This window comes from Variovorax sp. 01T432 (genome assembly GCF_056398605.1).
Genome location: NZ_JBFTPS010000001.1, coordinates 199,089 through 213,851, shown reverse-complemented (window position 1 = coordinate 213,851; position 14,763 = coordinate 199,089). Strand labels below are relative to the sequence as shown.

At 67.1% G+C, this 14,763-nt stretch carries 12 protein-coding genes and 1 pseudogene; 1 reads left to right on the top strand and 12 read right to left on the bottom strand.

Going from position 1 to position 14,763, the window contains the following annotated elements:
• Positions 1-10 precede the first annotated feature (10 nt).
• From AC1DNF_RS01050 to phaC, 10 genes and pseudogenes are all read right to left on the bottom strand, one after another.
• Complete coding sequence (locus AC1DNF_RS01050) at positions 11-1,702, bottom strand: cation:proton antiporter domain-containing protein (protein WP_478146662.1); 1,692 nt, start codon at positions 1,700-1,702, stop codon at positions 11-13.
• Positions 1,703-1,760: 58 nt separating this feature from the next.
• Entirely contained in the window at positions 1,761-3,116 is a 1,356-nt protein-coding gene (locus AC1DNF_RS01045) for a dicarboxylate/amino acid:cation symporter (protein ID WP_478146661.1), read from the bottom strand.
• Positions 3,117-3,194: 78 nt separating this feature from the next.
• Positions 3,195-5,462: a xanthine dehydrogenase family protein molybdopterin-binding subunit gene (locus AC1DNF_RS01040; protein ID WP_478146660.1), complete on the bottom strand. Its 2,268-nt coding sequence runs from the start codon at positions 5,460-5,462 to the stop codon at positions 3,195-3,197.
• The gene (locus AC1DNF_RS01035) at positions 5,459-6,454 is read right to left on the bottom strand and encodes an FAD binding domain-containing protein (protein WP_478146659.1); all 996 of its coding nucleotides are present in this window, start codon (positions 6,452-6,454) and stop codon (positions 5,459-5,461) included. The genes AC1DNF_RS01040 and AC1DNF_RS01035 overlap by 4 nt, the downstream gene beginning before the upstream one ends.
• The gene (locus AC1DNF_RS01030) at positions 6,451-6,990 is read right to left on the bottom strand and encodes a (2Fe-2S)-binding protein (protein WP_478146658.1); all 540 of its coding nucleotides are present in this window, start codon (positions 6,988-6,990) and stop codon (positions 6,451-6,453) included. Before AC1DNF_RS01030 ends, AC1DNF_RS01035 begins: the two co-directional genes overlap by 4 nt.
• 90 nt (positions 6,991-7,080) lie before the next feature.
• On the bottom strand, positions 7,081-7,818 hold the full coding sequence (gene phbB, locus AC1DNF_RS01025) for an acetoacetyl-CoA reductase (protein WP_478146657.1): 738 nt from the start codon (positions 7,816-7,818) through the stop codon (positions 7,081-7,083).
• Positions 7,819-8,275: 457 nt separating this feature from the next.
• The gene (locus tag AC1DNF_RS01020) at positions 8,276-9,445 is read right to left on the bottom strand and encodes an acyl-CoA dehydrogenase family protein (protein WP_478146656.1); all 1,170 of its coding nucleotides are present in this window, start codon (positions 9,443-9,445) and stop codon (positions 8,276-8,278) included.
• A gap of 26 nt (positions 9,446-9,471) precedes the next feature.
• Positions 9,472-9,836, bottom strand: a pseudogene (locus tag AC1DNF_RS01015) (HTD2 family dehydratase); the annotation flags it as partial.
• 246 nt (positions 9,837-10,082) lie between these two features.
• Entirely contained in the window at positions 10,083-11,261 is a 1,179-nt protein-coding gene (locus tag AC1DNF_RS01010; RefSeq protein WP_478146655.1) for an acetyl-CoA C-acetyltransferase, read from the bottom strand.
• 55 nt (positions 11,262-11,316) lie between these two features.
• Positions 11,317-13,044, bottom strand: a complete 1,728-nt coding sequence (gene phaC, locus AC1DNF_RS01005; RefSeq protein WP_478146654.1) for a class I poly(R)-hydroxyalkanoic acid synthase — start codon at positions 13,042-13,044, stop codon at positions 11,317-11,319.
• Positions 13,045-13,147: 103 nt separating this feature from the next.
• Between phaC and AC1DNF_RS01000 the strand changes: the two genes are divergently transcribed.
• Positions 13,148-13,444: a hypothetical protein gene (locus AC1DNF_RS01000; RefSeq protein WP_478146653.1), complete on the top strand. Its 297-nt coding sequence runs from the start codon at positions 13,148-13,150 to the stop codon at positions 13,442-13,444.
• On the opposite strand, the gene pgeF is transcribed toward AC1DNF_RS01000, so the two are convergent.
• Positions 13,376-14,128, bottom strand: coding sequence for a peptidoglycan editing factor PgeF (gene pgeF, locus AC1DNF_RS00995; RefSeq protein WP_478146652.1), 753 nt, complete (start codon positions 14,126-14,128; stop codon positions 13,376-13,378). The two genes, AC1DNF_RS01000 and pgeF, sit on opposite strands and share 69 nt — an antisense overlap.
• Positions 14,125-14,763, bottom strand: a complete 639-nt coding sequence (maiA, locus tag AC1DNF_RS00990; protein ID WP_478146651.1) for a maleylacetoacetate isomerase — start codon at positions 14,761-14,763, stop codon at positions 14,125-14,127. Before maiA ends, pgeF begins: the two co-directional genes overlap by 4 nt.

The following is a 14,763-nucleotide window of genomic DNA, read 5'->3' as shown; positions in this document are numbered from 1 at the left end:
CCGCCCCTTCTCAGGCAGCCGCGGTGTGCTTGAGGACGGCACGCGACATGGCTTGCGCGAGTTCATGCTCGCCGAGACACACGGTGACCGAGCCTTCCTGAGCCAGCAGCTGGGCCTCGTCCTCGTTGTGGCTGCGAAGCACCGTATCGATGCCCGGGTTCAGCGTCCGCGCCGTCTGGATCATCTGCCGCACGTTGATCGCGTCGGCCGTGGCGACCACCAGCACGCGCGCCCGCGCGATGTGCGCCTGGACCAGCACGGCCGCCTCGGCGGCATCACCCCAGACGGCGGCCACGCCTTCGGCGCGGAGCTTCTCCACCAGTTCGCGGTTCTGCTCCGCCACCACGAAAGGAATGTCGCGGGCCGTCAGTTCCGCCGCGATGCGCCGGCCCACCCGCCCGTAGCCCACCAGCACCACCTGGCGTGAAAGATAGCGCGCCGCCGTGTCCATCGGCAGCTCCGCCAGAGGGTCTTCGCGCGCTTCGAGCCCGCGCGCGAAGGAGGAATGCGCATGCAGCCACTTCTGCAGCGGCGCGATCAGGCTGAACCACAGCGGATTGGTGGCGATGGAAATCAGGGCGCCGGCCAGCAACAGGCTCTGGCCCTCCGGAGGCAGCAGTCCCAGCGATGCGCCCAGGGCGGCCAGGATGAAGGAGAACTCGCCGATCTGCGCCAGGCTCGCGCAGACCGTGAGGGCCGTGCCCAGCGGGTAGCGAAACAGCAGCACCAGGACGCAGGCCGCGAGCGACTTGCCGACCACGATCACCAGCACCACACCCAGCACCTGCAAGGGTCGCTCGACCAGCACGGCCGGATCGAACAGCATGCCGACCGAGACGAAAAAAAGGACCGCGAAGGCATCCCGCAGCGGCAGCGACTCCTGCGCCGCGCGGTGGCTGAACTCGGACTCGCGCATCACCATGCCGGCGAAGAAGGCGCCCAGCGCGAAGGACACGCCGAACAGCGCCGCGGAAGCGAATGCGATGCTCACCGCCGCGGCGACGACGCAGAGCGTGAACAGCTCGCGCGAGCCGGTTCGCGTGACCTGCCACAGGATCCAGGGGAAGAGGCGGCGCCCCACCACCAGCATCAAGGCAACGAAGCCACCCACCTGGAGCAGCGTGAGGCCCAGCGTCTGCCAGACCGGCGGCGCATCGGCCGATGCCGCCGTGCCGCCGATCACACCCGCCAGCGGCGGCAGCAGCACCAGGACCAGCACCATCGCCAGGTCCTCCACCACCAGCCAGCCGATCGCGATACGGCCGGTGAACGAATCGAGGATGCCCAGGCTCTCCAGCGCGCGCAGCAAGACCACCGTGCTCGCCACCGACAGCGCCAGCCCGAACACCAGCGCCTGGCCGGGATTCCAGCCCCACCCCGTGGCGAGCGCGCCGCCGAGCACCGTGGCGACCACGATCTGCACGATCGCGCCAGGCAGCGCGATCTTTCGCACCGCCAGCAGATCGTCGAGTGAAAAATGCAGCCCGACGCCGAACATCAGCAGCATCACGCCGATCTCGGCGAGCTGGGCCGCGATGCCGGCATCGGCCACGAAGCCTGGCGTGAAGGGCCCGATGATCACCCCGGCCAGCAGGTAGCCCACCAGCGCCGGCAGGCGCAGCCGCGCCGCGAGGAAGCCGAGCACCAGCGCAAGGCCGAGACCGGCCGCGATGGTGTTGATGAGTGAAACGCCGTGGGGCATCGTCCTGCATTCTGCAAGACCAAGCCCGCGGCCCCTCGGGACGAGGGGGTATCGGCGGCTACCCGGCTATCTTCTCCGTGCGGGCGTTGATCAGCTCCTCGGGAGCCTCCGCCTCGACCCAGCTCTCGTTGTTCAGCCCGGCCTGCAGCCGGACTGCATCCAGTTCGTTGGTCCACTTGGCGACCACGATGGTGGCGACGCCGTTGCCGATCAGGTTGGTCAGCGCCCGCGCTTCGGACATGAAGCGGTCGATGCCGAGGATCAGCGCCAGGCCCGCGACCGGCACATGTCCCACCGCCGACAGCGTGGCCGCCAGCACGATGAAGCCGCTGCCCGTCACGCCCGCGGCGCCCTTCGAGGTCAGCAGCAGCACCGCCAGCAGCGTGAGCTCCTGCGTGAGAGACATCGGCGTGTTCGTGGCCTGCGCGATGAAGACGGCCGCCATCGTCAGGTAGATGGAGGTGCCGTCGAGGTTGAAGGAATAGCCGGTCGGAATCACGAGCCCGACGGTGGTCTTATTGGCGCCGAGGTTCTCCATCTTTTCCATCATGCGCGGCAGCACGGATTCGGAGGACGAGGTGCCAAGGACGATCAGGAGCTCTTCCTTGATGTACTTGATGAACTTCCAGATGCTGAAGCCGTGAAAGCGCGCGATCAGCCCCAGGACCACGAAGATGAAGATCAGGCAGGTCAGATAGAACACGCCCATCAGCTTGCCCAGGGAGAAGAGCGAGGCGATGCCGTACTTGCCGATGGTGAAGGCCATGGCGCCGAAGGCGCCGATGGGCGCCAGCTTCATGATGTAGCCGACGATGGTGAAGAGCACGTGGGAGCCCTTCTCGATCACGTCGAACACCAGGGTGCCGCGGCCACCGAAGCGATGCAGCGCGAAGCCGAACAGGATCGCGATCAGCAGCACCTGCAGGATCTCGCCCTTGGCGAAGGCGTCGACGATCGTGTTGGGAATGATATTGATGAGGAAATCGACCGTGCCCTGCATCTTGCCCGGGCCGGTGTAGGCCGTGAGCGCCTTGGTGTCGAGCGTCGCAGGGTCGATGTTCATGCCGGCGCCGGGCTTGAACAGGTTGACCAGCACCAGCCCGACCACCAGCGCGATCGAACTCACCACTTCGAAGTACAGCAGCGCCAGGCCGCCGGTCTTGCCGACCTTCTTCATGTCTTCCATGCCGGCGATGCCAACCACCACCGTGCAGAAGATGATGGGCGCGATCATCATCTTGATCAGCTTGATGAAGGCGTCGCCCAGGGGCTTCATCGTTTCGCCGACGGAAGGATAGAAATGCCCCAGCAGCACGCCGATGATCACGGCCGTGATCACCTGCACATAGAGGGACTTGTAGATGGGGGGTTTGCCGACTGGCGAAACAGACGCAATGGACGCGGTAGTACTCATGAAGTCTCCTGAACGGCGCCCGGTATGAATTGGAGGAAAAGGGGCGCCCGGGCGCCACTGTATCTCCGTATGGGCCGCTCAGCTCGAATTCAGACCCAGCACCTTGTCGAGCGTGATCGGCAGGCTGCGCACGCGGCGGCCCGTGGCGTGGAAGACCGCGTTGCCGACCGCGGCGGCGACGCCGACCAGGCCGATCTCCCCCACGCCCTTGACGCCGAGCGGATTGACGACCGCGTCGTGCTCGTCGACGAAGATCACCTCGATCTCCCCGATGTCCGCGTTGGCGGGCAGGTGATACTCGGCAAGGCTGTGGTTCATCAGGCGTCCCAGTCGATGGTCGAAGAGGCCCTCCTCGTGCAGCGCCATGCCGATGCCCCACACCACGCCGCCCTGGATCTGGCTGGCGGCGGTCTTCGGATTGACAATGCGCCCGGCCGCGATCGCGCTGACCACCCGCGTCACATGCACGGTGCCGAGGCTCTCGTCCACGCGGACCTCCGCGAACACCGCGGAATGCGTGGCACGCGCGTGCTTGCGCTGCATCATCAGCCTGGGCAGCGTCAGGCTCTTGGCATCGATCTGCGGGGCGCCCGCGCGCTGCATGAGTTCCCGCATGCTGATCGCGCGCGCCGGGTCGGCGCGCAAGTGGATCATGCCGCCCGCAAACGACACATCCGCCGGCCGGGCTCGGCCCAGCGGCGTGTCGCCCTGCGCGCGCGCCATGAGCAGCAGCTTGGCGGCGACCTTCAGGCAGGCCGCGTGCACCGCCGTCCCGACCGTGGCGACCGTGAATGAGCCGCCTTCGACGGGCGCCATCGGCAGGCTCGAGTCGCCCAGCCTGAAGCTCACCATCTCCAGTGGCACGCCCAGCGTGGCCGCGGCGATCTGCGACATGACGGTGTAGGTGCCGGTCCCGATGTCGGTGGTCGCGCTGCTGACTTCCAGGGTACCGTCGATGCGCAGCACGGCCCGCGCGCCGGCGTGGATCTGCATCGCATCCCACACGCCGGTCGCCATTCCCCAGCCGATCAAGGTGTGGCCGAGCCGCATCGAACGTGGCTGCGGGCTGCGCCGCGACCAACCGAAGCGCTCGGCCCCCAGGGCATAGCACTCGCGCAGCGCCTTGCTCGAAAAAGGCTTGCCACTGCCGGGCTCGGTGTCCGCGTAGTTGCGAAGGCGCAGCGCGAGCGGGTCCAGGCCGACGGCGAACGCCAGTTCGTCCATCGCGCTTTCGAGCGCATAGACCCCCTGGGCCGCGCCCGGCGCGCGCATGTCGGTCGGCGTGAAGCGATCCAGCTCGACCACACGGTGGTCGAGCCGAAGATGGGGTGTCCTGTAGAGCTGCCCCGACCAGCTCACGATGTTCTCGACGTAGTCCTCATGGCGCGAGGTCTCGGAGACCGCCAGGTGCGTCACGGACTGCAAATGGCCTTCGGTGTCGCAAGCCAGCCTCAAGGTCTGCCGTGTCTCGGGGCGATGGCCGAAGCTGAACATCTGCTGCCGCGTGAGGACGACGCGCACGGGACGCCGGAGCGCCAGCGCGGCCATCGCGGCGAGCACCAACTGGTAGCCGGGCCGCAGGCCYAGCCCGAAGGCGCCGCCGACGTAGGGGCACAGCACGCGCACGTCGCGCTTGCGCAGCTTGAGCGCGCGGGCCACATAGGCGCGGCTGTTCTGCGCGCCCTGGGTCTTGTCGTAGATCGTCAATTGCCCTTCGCCCACCCAGACCGCCGTCGTGGCGTTCGTTTCCATCGGGTTGTGAAATTCGGCCGGGGAGTGGTAGCTCGCCTCGATCCTGACCGGCGCCTCGGCGTAGGCGCCCTCGGGATCGCCTCGCGGCTTGGGCGGCACCTGGTAGCCGAACTTGAGCCGGCTCGGCTTGCGGGCCTCGCCCTCCAGCGATCGCATGTCGCTGCGCGGTGGCGCCGGGCCCTCCTCGCAATCCACCACCACCAGGCGCGCCGCGTGCCGGGCGGCCTCGAAACTGACCGCGATCACCAGCGCGACCGGCTGTGAGTCGGAATGGATCGTCGCGTCGAACAGGGGCCTGAAGGGCGAGCCGCTGGGCGCGTCGGTGTCCTTGTGGAACAGGTCGAAGCGCGCCATGGGTGGCCGGTTCTGGTGCGTCAGGATCTCGACCACTCCGGGCACGGCACGCGCTGCCTTCGTGTCGATGGAGCGGATGTGTCCCCGCGCGATGGGGCTCGAAACCGCCACGCCGTAGAGCAGCCCCTCGGCCGGATGTTCCGCCGCGTAGAGCGCCGCGCCGGTCACCTTGGCGATGCCGTCGACCCGCGCGACGGGTGCACCGAAAGGCGCCGGGATCGTCACGGCTGGCGCCGTCATTCGCCGTCCTCCATGCCCGCGGCCTGCCGCAGCCCGCGCACGACGGTGCGGCGGGCCAGCTCGATCTTGAAGCCGTTGTGCGCCAGCGGCCGCGCCCCCTCCAGCAGCGCGGCGGCGGCGGCCTCGAACAGGGCGTCGTGAGGCGCCTGGCCCACGAACAATGCCTCCACCTCGGGCTTGCGCCAGGGCTTGTGGGCGACACCCCCCAGCGCGATGCGCGCCGAGCGGATCACCCCGTGCGACATGTCGAGGGCGCAGGCCGCGGATACCAGCGCGAAGGCGTAGGAGCGCCTGTCGCGCACCTTGAGATAGAAGGCATGCGAGGCGAAGGAATCGGGCGGCAGTTCGACCGCCGTGATCAGCTCGTCCTCGGCCAGCGTGTTGTCCCGATCCGGCTCGCTGCCCGGGAGACGGTGGAATTGGGCGATGGGAATGCGGCGCTCGCCTGACGGCCCCTGCACCTGCACCGTGGCCTCCAGCGCCGCCAGCGCGACGCACATGTCCGACGGATGCACCGCCACGCAATGCTCGCTCGCGCCCAGGATCGCGTGAATGCGGTTGACACCCCCGACAGCAGGGCAACCGCTGCCGGGCTCGCGCTTGTTGCACGGTGTGGCGACGTCGTGGAAGTAGTAGCAGCGCGTGCGCTGCATCAGGTTGCCGCCGGTGGTCGCCATGTTGCGAAGCTGGGGCGAGGCGCCGGCCAGCAGGGCCTGTGCGAGGAGCGGGTAGCGGCGCTGCACTTCCGGATGCCATGCGAGGTCGGCATTGCGCACCAGCGCGCCCACGCTGAGACCGCCGCTGTCCGTGGCGCGCACATCCCGCAGCGGCAATTGCGTGATGTCGACCAGCCGTGAAGGACGCGCGACGCCCTGCTTCATGAGATCGAGGAGATTCGTCCCGCCCGCAATGAACCGTGCGCCGGCCGCGCCGGCCAGGGCCTGCAGGGCATCGGCGGCATCGATGGCGCGGCGGTATTCGAAAGGCGTCACCGCGCGCCCTTCCAACGCCCGGACTGCTGATGGCCCAGTGCTTCGACCACGGCACTCACGATGTTGGGATAGGCCCCGCAGCGGCAGAGATTGCCACTCATCTGTTCGCGCACATCGTCCTCGCTGTGCGCGTGACCTTCGCGCAGCAGTCCGAGGGCGGAGCAGATCTGCCCGGGCGTGCAGTAGCCGCATTGAAAGGCATCATGGTCGATGAAGGCGCGCTGCAGCGGATGCAGGACGTCGCCATGCGCCAGGCCTTCGATGGTCTGGACGACGGCGCCTTCCTGCATCACCGCCAGCGACAGGCAGGCGTTGATGCGGCGGCCGTCCACCAGCACCGTGCACGCACCGCACTGGCCGTGATCACAACCCTTCTTGGTGCCCGTGAGGCCGCAGTGCTCACGCAGCAGGTCCAGAAGCGTCGTCCAAGCTTCGAGCCGCGCCGCGAACGGCGAGCCGTTCAACTGGAAGCGGACGGTATGGACCTCGCAGGCGGTCGGTGGCGCCGCCGGCGCCGAGGGGGATGGAGCTTCCATGGACACGACCGCTTGCGCGGCACCAACGAAAAAGACCCGCCGCGGCGGGTCTTTCGGAGAGTGCGCTCGCCAAGGCCTCTCTTCAAGCCATCAATGCATGTGCAATCCACCGTTGACCGAGAAGTCGGCACCGGTGGAATAGCCGCCTTCATCGGTCGCGAGCCACGCGATGATCGAGGCGATCTCGCTCGGCTCGCCCAGGCGCTTCACGGGGATGGTGGCGATGATCTTGTCCAGCACCTCCTGACGGATCGCCTTGACCATGTCGGTTCCGATGTAGCCCGGGCTCACGGTGTTGACCGTCACGCCCTTGGCGGCGAGCTCCTGCGCCAGCGCCATCGTGAAGCCGTGCATGCCGGCCTTCGCTGCCGAGTAGTTCGTCTGGCCGGCCTGGCCCTTGGCGCCATTGACCGAGCTGATGTTGATGATGCGGCCCCAGCCCTTTTCGACCATGTCGCCCACCACCTGCTTGGTGACGTTGAACATGCTGTTGAGGTTGGTCTCGATCACCGAACTCCAGTCCTCGGGTGTCATCTTGAGGAACATGCGATCCCGCGTGATGCCGGCGTTGTTGACCAGCACGTCGATGCTGCCGTGCTCGGCCTTGGCCTTGCTGAAGGCTTCGACGGTCGACTGCCAGTCACCGACGTTGCCGACCGACGCATGGAACTCGAAGCCCTCGGCTTTTTGTTCCGCCAGCCACTTGCCGAAATCCCTCGTGGGACCGCAGCCGGCGATGACAGTGAAACCGTCCCGATGCAGGCGTTGGCAAATGGCTGTTCCGATGCCCCCCATGCCCCCGGTGACGTATGCGACTTTTTTGCTCATGAGTGTTCCTTGGAATGTGTACGAGCCCTTATCAGGCGTTGATCACTGTAGCGAAGTTTCCACCCAACCCTCGGTGAGGAAAACACTGAGCCCGGTTTGCAACCGGGTGTCACAGTCGGGCCACCGCGCCCTCTTTGCACGCACTCGTTGCCGGGAAACCGGTTCCGGTGACGTGGCCGGAAGGCCGCGAGCGGCTTCATCGCTCTCGAAGCGTAACGACCTCGCAAGTCGCGCGCCCGGGAATCCCGCAAGCCAGGGCGCATCGGTTGTGTTCATGCTCAGATGGCTCCGCCGGTCGAAGGAAAGCCTCGCGCTCGACCTGAAGCAGGCGGCCGCGCTGGCCGCAGGCGCGCGCGAGATCGGCGAATTGGCGGGTACAGAACGGCGCCGCAATCGCGTGCGCCAGCGACACCGCGGTGATGCCATCGCGAGGTCGTGTCATGCGGTCATCCATGAATCAGAAGGAACGCGGCAGCCCCAGCAGGTGCTCGGCGACGTAGGAATAGATGAGATTGGTGGAAACCGGCGCCACCTGGTAGAGCCGCGTCTCGCGGAACTTGCGTTCGACGTCGTATTCGCAGGCGAAGCCAAAGCCCCCGTGCGTCTGCAGGCAGGTGTCGGCCGCTTCCCACGAGGCCTTCGCAGCGAGGTACTTCGCCATGTTCGCCTCGGCGCCGCAAGGCTGGCCGGCGTCAAACAGCGCGCAGGCCTGGAAGCGCATCAGGTTGGCGGCAACGGCTTCGATGTAGTTGTCGGCGATGGGAAACTGGATGCCCTGGTTCTGGCCGATGGCACGGCCGAACACCTGGCGCTCGCTCGCATAGCGCCGCGCGCGATCGATGAACCACCACGCATCGCCGATGCACTCGGCCGCGATCAGCGTGCGCTCGGCATTCAGGCCGTCGAGGATGTAGCGGAAGCCCTGGCCCTCCTCGCCGATCAGGTTCTCCGCCGGGATCTCGAGATTGTCGAAGAAGACCTCGTTGGTCTCGTGATTGACCATGTTGAGGATGGGCCGCACCGTCATGCCGTGGCCGATGGCCTGCTTCAGGTCGACGATGAAGACCGACATGCCGTCCGCCTTGCGCTTCACCTCGGCCAGCGGTGTGGTGCGGGCGAGCAGGATCATCAGGTCCGAATGCTGGATGCGCGAGATCCATACCTTCTGGCCGTTGACGACATAACGGTCGCCCTGCTTCACGGCCGTGGTATTGAGTTGCGTGGTGTCGGTGCCCGCGCCGGGCTCGGTCACGGCCATGGATTGCAGGCGCAAATCGCCGGTCGCGATGCGCGGCAGGTAGTGGCGCTTCTGTGCCTCGCTGCCATGGCGCAGCAGCGTGCCCATGTTGTACATCTGGCCGTGGCAGGCGCCCGCGTTGCCGCCCGAGAAATTGATCTCCTCCATGATGACCGAGGCTTCGGCCAGGCCCAGGCCGGAGCCGCCATGGTCGACGGGGATCAGGGCCGCGAGCCATCCGGCCCGGGTCAGCGCATCGACGAAGGCTTCAGGGTAGCCGCGCGCCTGGTCGATCTTCTGCCAGTACGCGGAATCGAAACTGCCGCACAGGGCGCGCAGAGCTTCACGCATCTCCTGATGCGCATCGGGGGTCGGGATCTGTGTCTTCATGAGAATCAGGCCAGGGTGGCCGTGGGCTACATGGTGAGCCAGCCGTCGGCATCCTCCGCCCACAGGCGAAAGGTCTTGCCATCGGCTTCGGCCTGGCCGCTCACGCGCAACGGTGCGATGTCGAAGGTCGGGCGCACGGCGCGGAACTCGAAACCTCATCGGGCGTGATCTCGCGGCTGAAGGCGGCGTCCCTGGGCGACGGGGTCGGCGGCGGCGCGGCGGCATCGTCAGGCGCGGGCGCCGCGCGATAGACGATGTCGTGCTCCTCGGTCAGGGCGAGGCCTCGTGCATTGCCGATCTCGTGGCGCACGAGCACGAACACGAGCTCGCCGGTCCGGCCGGCCTTGTGCGAGACCGAGGCGATGGTCGAGGTACGCTTCGCGGTGTCGCCCTGCCACGCTTGCAGCGCCGCCAGTGCCTCGGGTGTCATGACCGTGCTCATCGCGGCTCCGTCTCCTGTGTTCATGGGTGCGATGCACACCCCTACCCCGCAGGGTGTGCGCTGCGGCGGCCGCGCGCCAGCACATGTCGCTGGCAGCGGCGGCATCTTCGTCGGAGAGGCCCGCCGGACTCCGCACCAGCCCGGACGCGGGCACATTGCGCCGGTCGCCCTGGGGGGCAGCGCCAGGCTCGTCTCTCAGCGCTCGATGGTGAGCGCCACGCCCATGCCGCCGCCGATGCACAAGGAGGCAATGCCCTTCTTCGCGTTCTGGCGCTGCATTTCGTGCAGCAGCGTCACCAGGATGCGGCAGCCGGACGCGCCGATCGGGTGGCCGATGGCGATGGCGCCGCCGTTCACGTTGACCTTGTTCACGTCCCAGCCCATCTCGCGGTTGACCGCGCAGGCCTGCGCCGCGAAGGCTTCATTGATCTCCAGCAAGTCCAGGTCCTGCGGCTTCCAGCCCGCGCGCTGCAGCGCCTTCGTCGAGGCCGGCACGGGGCCCATGCCCATGTAGGCGGGGTCGATGCCCGTGCTCGCATAGCTGGCGATGCGGCCGAGCGGCTTCAGGCCCAGCGCGGCGGCCTTCTTGGCGGTCATCACCATCACGGCGGCGGCGCCGTCGTTGAGGCCCGATGCGTTGCCTGCCGTCACGCCGCCGGCCTTGTCGAAGGCGGGCCGCAGGCCGGCGAGCGCCTCGGCATTCGACTTGCGGTTGATGAACTCGTCCTTGTCGAAGACGACCGGATCGCCCTTTTTCTGCGGGATGTTCACGGCGACGATCTCGTCCTTGAACTTGCCGGCATCCTGTGCGGCGGCGGCCTTGGTCTGGCTGCCGAGCGCGAGCTCGTCCTGCGCGGCGCGGCTGATGTCGTATTTCTTGGCGACGTTCTCGGCCGTCATGCCCATGTGGTACTGGTTGTAGACGTCCCACAGGCCATCGACGATCATGGTGTCGATGAGCTTCCAGTCGCCCATGCGCTGGCCGTTGCGCGAGTTGGGCAGCGCATGCGGCGCCAGGCTCATGCTTTCCTGCCCGCCGGCGATCACGATCTCGCTGTCGCCGGTGGCCACGGCCTGCGCGGCCAGCATGACGGCCTTCAGGCCCGATCCGCAGACCGCATTGATGGTGAGCGCCGGGGTTTCCTTGGTGATGCCGCTCTTCATGAGCGCCTGGCGCGCGGGATTCTGCCCGCTGCCGGCCGTCAGGACCTGGCCCATGATGACCTCGCCGATCTGGTCGTTGCCGAGCTTGGCGCGCGCGAGCACTTCCTTGATCACGATGGCGCCGAGTTCAGTGGCCGCGATGTTGGCCAGCGAACCGCCGAACTTGCCCACCGCGGTGCGCGCGGCTGAAACGATGACGATGTCTTCCATGATGTGATCTCCGATGCGTGGATAAATAAAGACGGTGCGGGAAGGTTGGAAAAAATCAGGCTCGCGCCTTGACGTAGCGCCCCGGCGCGGGCTCGCTCGCCTTGTAGGCGACGCCCTTGCCGTAGGTCTTGGGGGCAGGGATCTGCTTGCCCGCGTGGGTCTTGAGCCAGCTGGACCAGTCGGTCCACCAGCTGCCGGGATGCTCGGTGGCGCCGGCAAGCCACTCGTCCTGCGTCTTGGGCAGTTTGCCGTCGTCGCGGATCCAGTGGCTGCGCTTCTTCTTGGCCGGCGGGTTGATGACGCCCGCGATGTGCCCCGAGGCCCCCATGACGAAGCGCTTCTTGCCGGAAAGAACCTGTGTCGATGCATAGGCACCGCCGATGGGCACGATGTGGTCTTCGCGCGAGCCGTAGATGTACACGGGCGCATCGATGCTGCGCAGGTCGATCTTCTCGCCGGCAACCGTCAGCGCACCGGGCTTGGCGAGCTTGTTCTCGTGGTAGGTGTTGCGCAGGTACCAGCAGTACATGGGGCCCGGCAGGTTGGTCGCGTCGCTGTTCCAGTAGAGCAGGTCGAAGGGAGGCGGCGTCTCCCCCTTCAAGTAGTTGCCGACGACGTAGTTCCAGACCAGGTCGTTGGGCCGCAGAAAGCTGAAGGTGGACGCCAGCTCGCCGCCCTTCAGCAGGCCGCCCTTGGCCATCTGCATTTCCCGGAACTGCACGAATGCCTCGTCGATGAAGATGTCGAGCACACCGGTGTCGCTGAAATCCAGCAGGGTGGTCAGCAGCGTCACCGAGGCGGCCGGCTTGTCGCCGCGCGCCGCGAGCACTGCCAGGGCCGTGCTCAGGATAGTGCCGCCGACGCAGAAGCCGAGCGTATTGATCTGCCCGCCCTTCTTGTCCTGGCCGGTGATCTCCTGCGTGACCTTGATCGCCTTGATGGCCGCATCCTCGATGTACTGGTCCCAGGTGTGGTTCGCCATCGACGCGTCAGGGTTGCGCCAGCTCACGACGAAGGTGCGGTGGCCCTGCTCCACTGCGTAGCGGATCAGCGAGTTCTCGGGCTGCAGGTCGAGGATGTAGAACTTGTTGATGCAAGGCGGCACCAGCAGCAGCGGGCGCTCGTAGACCTTGGCCGTGAGCGGCTTGTATTCGAGCAGCTGGAAGAGTTCGTTCTCGAAAACCACGGCGCCTTCGGTCATGCCGACATTGCGTCCGACCTCGAAGGCGCTTTCGTCGGTCATGCTCAGATGCCCCTGCTGCACGTCGTGCAACAGGTTCCGGATGCCCTTGGCGATGCTTTCGCCCTTTGTCTCGAGCGCCTTCTTCTGGGCTTCGGCGTTGAAGGCCAGATAGTTGCTGGGCGCGGATGCCGCCATCCATTGCTCGACGGCGAAGCGAAGGCGCGAACGGGTCTTGGCGTCGGCTTCCACCGCGTCGGCCATGCCCATCAGCGTGCGCGCGTTGAGCAGGTAGATCGCCGCCGAGAAGGACGACACCGGATTGCTGCCCCATGCCTCGCCGGCAAAGCGCCTGTCGGAGGCCGTCACCGACGCCCCCTTCTTCCAGAGTTCCGTGGCCTCGCTGACGTACTGCTTCTGCAGGTCCTGGAGCTTCTCCGGGGACAAGGAGAAGCGGGTCAGGCCGGGCATGCTGGCCGCGGTGCCCGGCGCATTGGCGCTGCCCAGCGCCTGGAAGGACTCCAGGGCCTTCTGCCAGCCCTGCGTGAGCGCCTGCTGGAACGGCGCGAAGGTGTCGGCCGTCGTGGCTTGTTGTTGGGTCATGGTGTCTCGGGGTCCCTCGCCTTGTCCTTACGGGTTTTGAGTATGCTGCATTCGCAAAGGCCCGGCCAGCGAGCCCATCCGAACCTTCCTGAAAACTTCATCTATGCACCTCGTCGTTATCGCCTGGCTGTATGTTGCGCTGATGATGGCGGTCGCAGAGGCCACCAACACCAACGGCACCGTACTGGGCGCGATCTTCACCTTTCTACTCTACGGCTTGGCGCCGGTGGCACTGGTGGTTTACCTGATGGCCACGCCGGCGCGGCGCCGGGCCCTCAAGGAACGCGAGGCGGCCGAACGCGCCGCGGCGACACAGGCTGCCGTGGAGCCCTCAGCTGCGCCAGATGCTCGCGGCGAAACGGCCGCTGACACGGTCGCGTCGGTGCGAGAAAAAACGTAACGTGTTGTGCACCGTGCACCAGGCCTCGCCGCCGTCGTTGCCGTACAGACGGGTCAACCCGGCTGCCATCAGGCGCTGACGGGCCAGGCCGGAAAGGTCGGCGAACCACTTGCCGGGCTGGGCCGCCGGCTTGAAGCACTGGCTTGCCTCGGGTGCGTGCGCCTCGAAGGCCGCTCTCACATCGTCGCCGACCTCGAAGGCATCCGGGCCGATGCACGGGCCCAGCCAGGCCATGACCTGCGACGCGCCGCCTTCGGATTCGAAATCCTCGAGCGCACGCTCGAGCACGCCTGCGGCCAGTCCGCGCCAGCCCGCGTGGGCCGCGGCCACGCGCCGACCCGATACGTCGGTGAACAACACCGGCAGGCAGTCGGCCACCATGATCGTGCAGGCGATGCTGCTGTGCGCCGTGCTGCAGGCATCCGCGGCGGCACCGTCCGGCGTCGAGCTGTCGAGCACCAGCATGTGCGTGCCGTGCACCTGCTGAAGAAACACGGGCCGCGCGCCGATGGCTTGCCGCAGACGCGCCCGGTTGATCTCGACATCGGCAGCGACGTCGCCGACGTGATCCCCGAGGTTCAGCCCCCGGTAGTTGCCGATGGACACGCCGCCGGCGCGCGTCGTGCAGACGGCCCGCACGCCGGGTGGCGCCGGCCATTCCGGCAGCAGCCAGTCCGCATTCATGCTTCGGCGTCGGGGCAGCGCGAAGGCTGCGCGCTCTGGAAGGCATCGAGCTGCATGCAGGCCTCGAATGCGGCCATGGTGCGCGGCAACCCGGCGAAATCGCAATCGAAGCGCTGGGCATTGAAGATCTGAGGCACGAGGCAGCAGTCTGCCAGGGTCGGCGTGCCGCCATAGCAGTAGAGGCTGGCGGGATGCTGGGCCAGCTGGCGCTCGAAGGACAGCAGCCCCTCGCGCACCCAGTGGCGATACCAGGCATTCTTGGCGTCGTCGTCGAGCTTGAGCTCGCGCACCAGGTACTTGAGCACGCGCAGGTTGTTGAGCGGGTGGATCTCGCAGGCGATCGACTGCGCCAGCGCGCGCACGTGCGCGCGGCCCACGGGATCGTGCGGCATCAGGGCCGGCTCGGGGTAGATCTCGTCGAGGTACTCGATGATGGCCAGCGATTGCGTGAAGCGCTCGCCCTCGTCCTCGAGCAGGGGCACCAGCATGTCGGGCGAAATCGCCGAAAAGGGGCCGGTTCTGTGTTCCCCGCGAGCGATGTGCACGGGGATGTACTCGTAGTCGAGGCCTTTCAGGCTGAGCGCGATGCGCACGCGGAAGGAGGACGAGGATCGGAAATAGTTATGCAGCTTCAT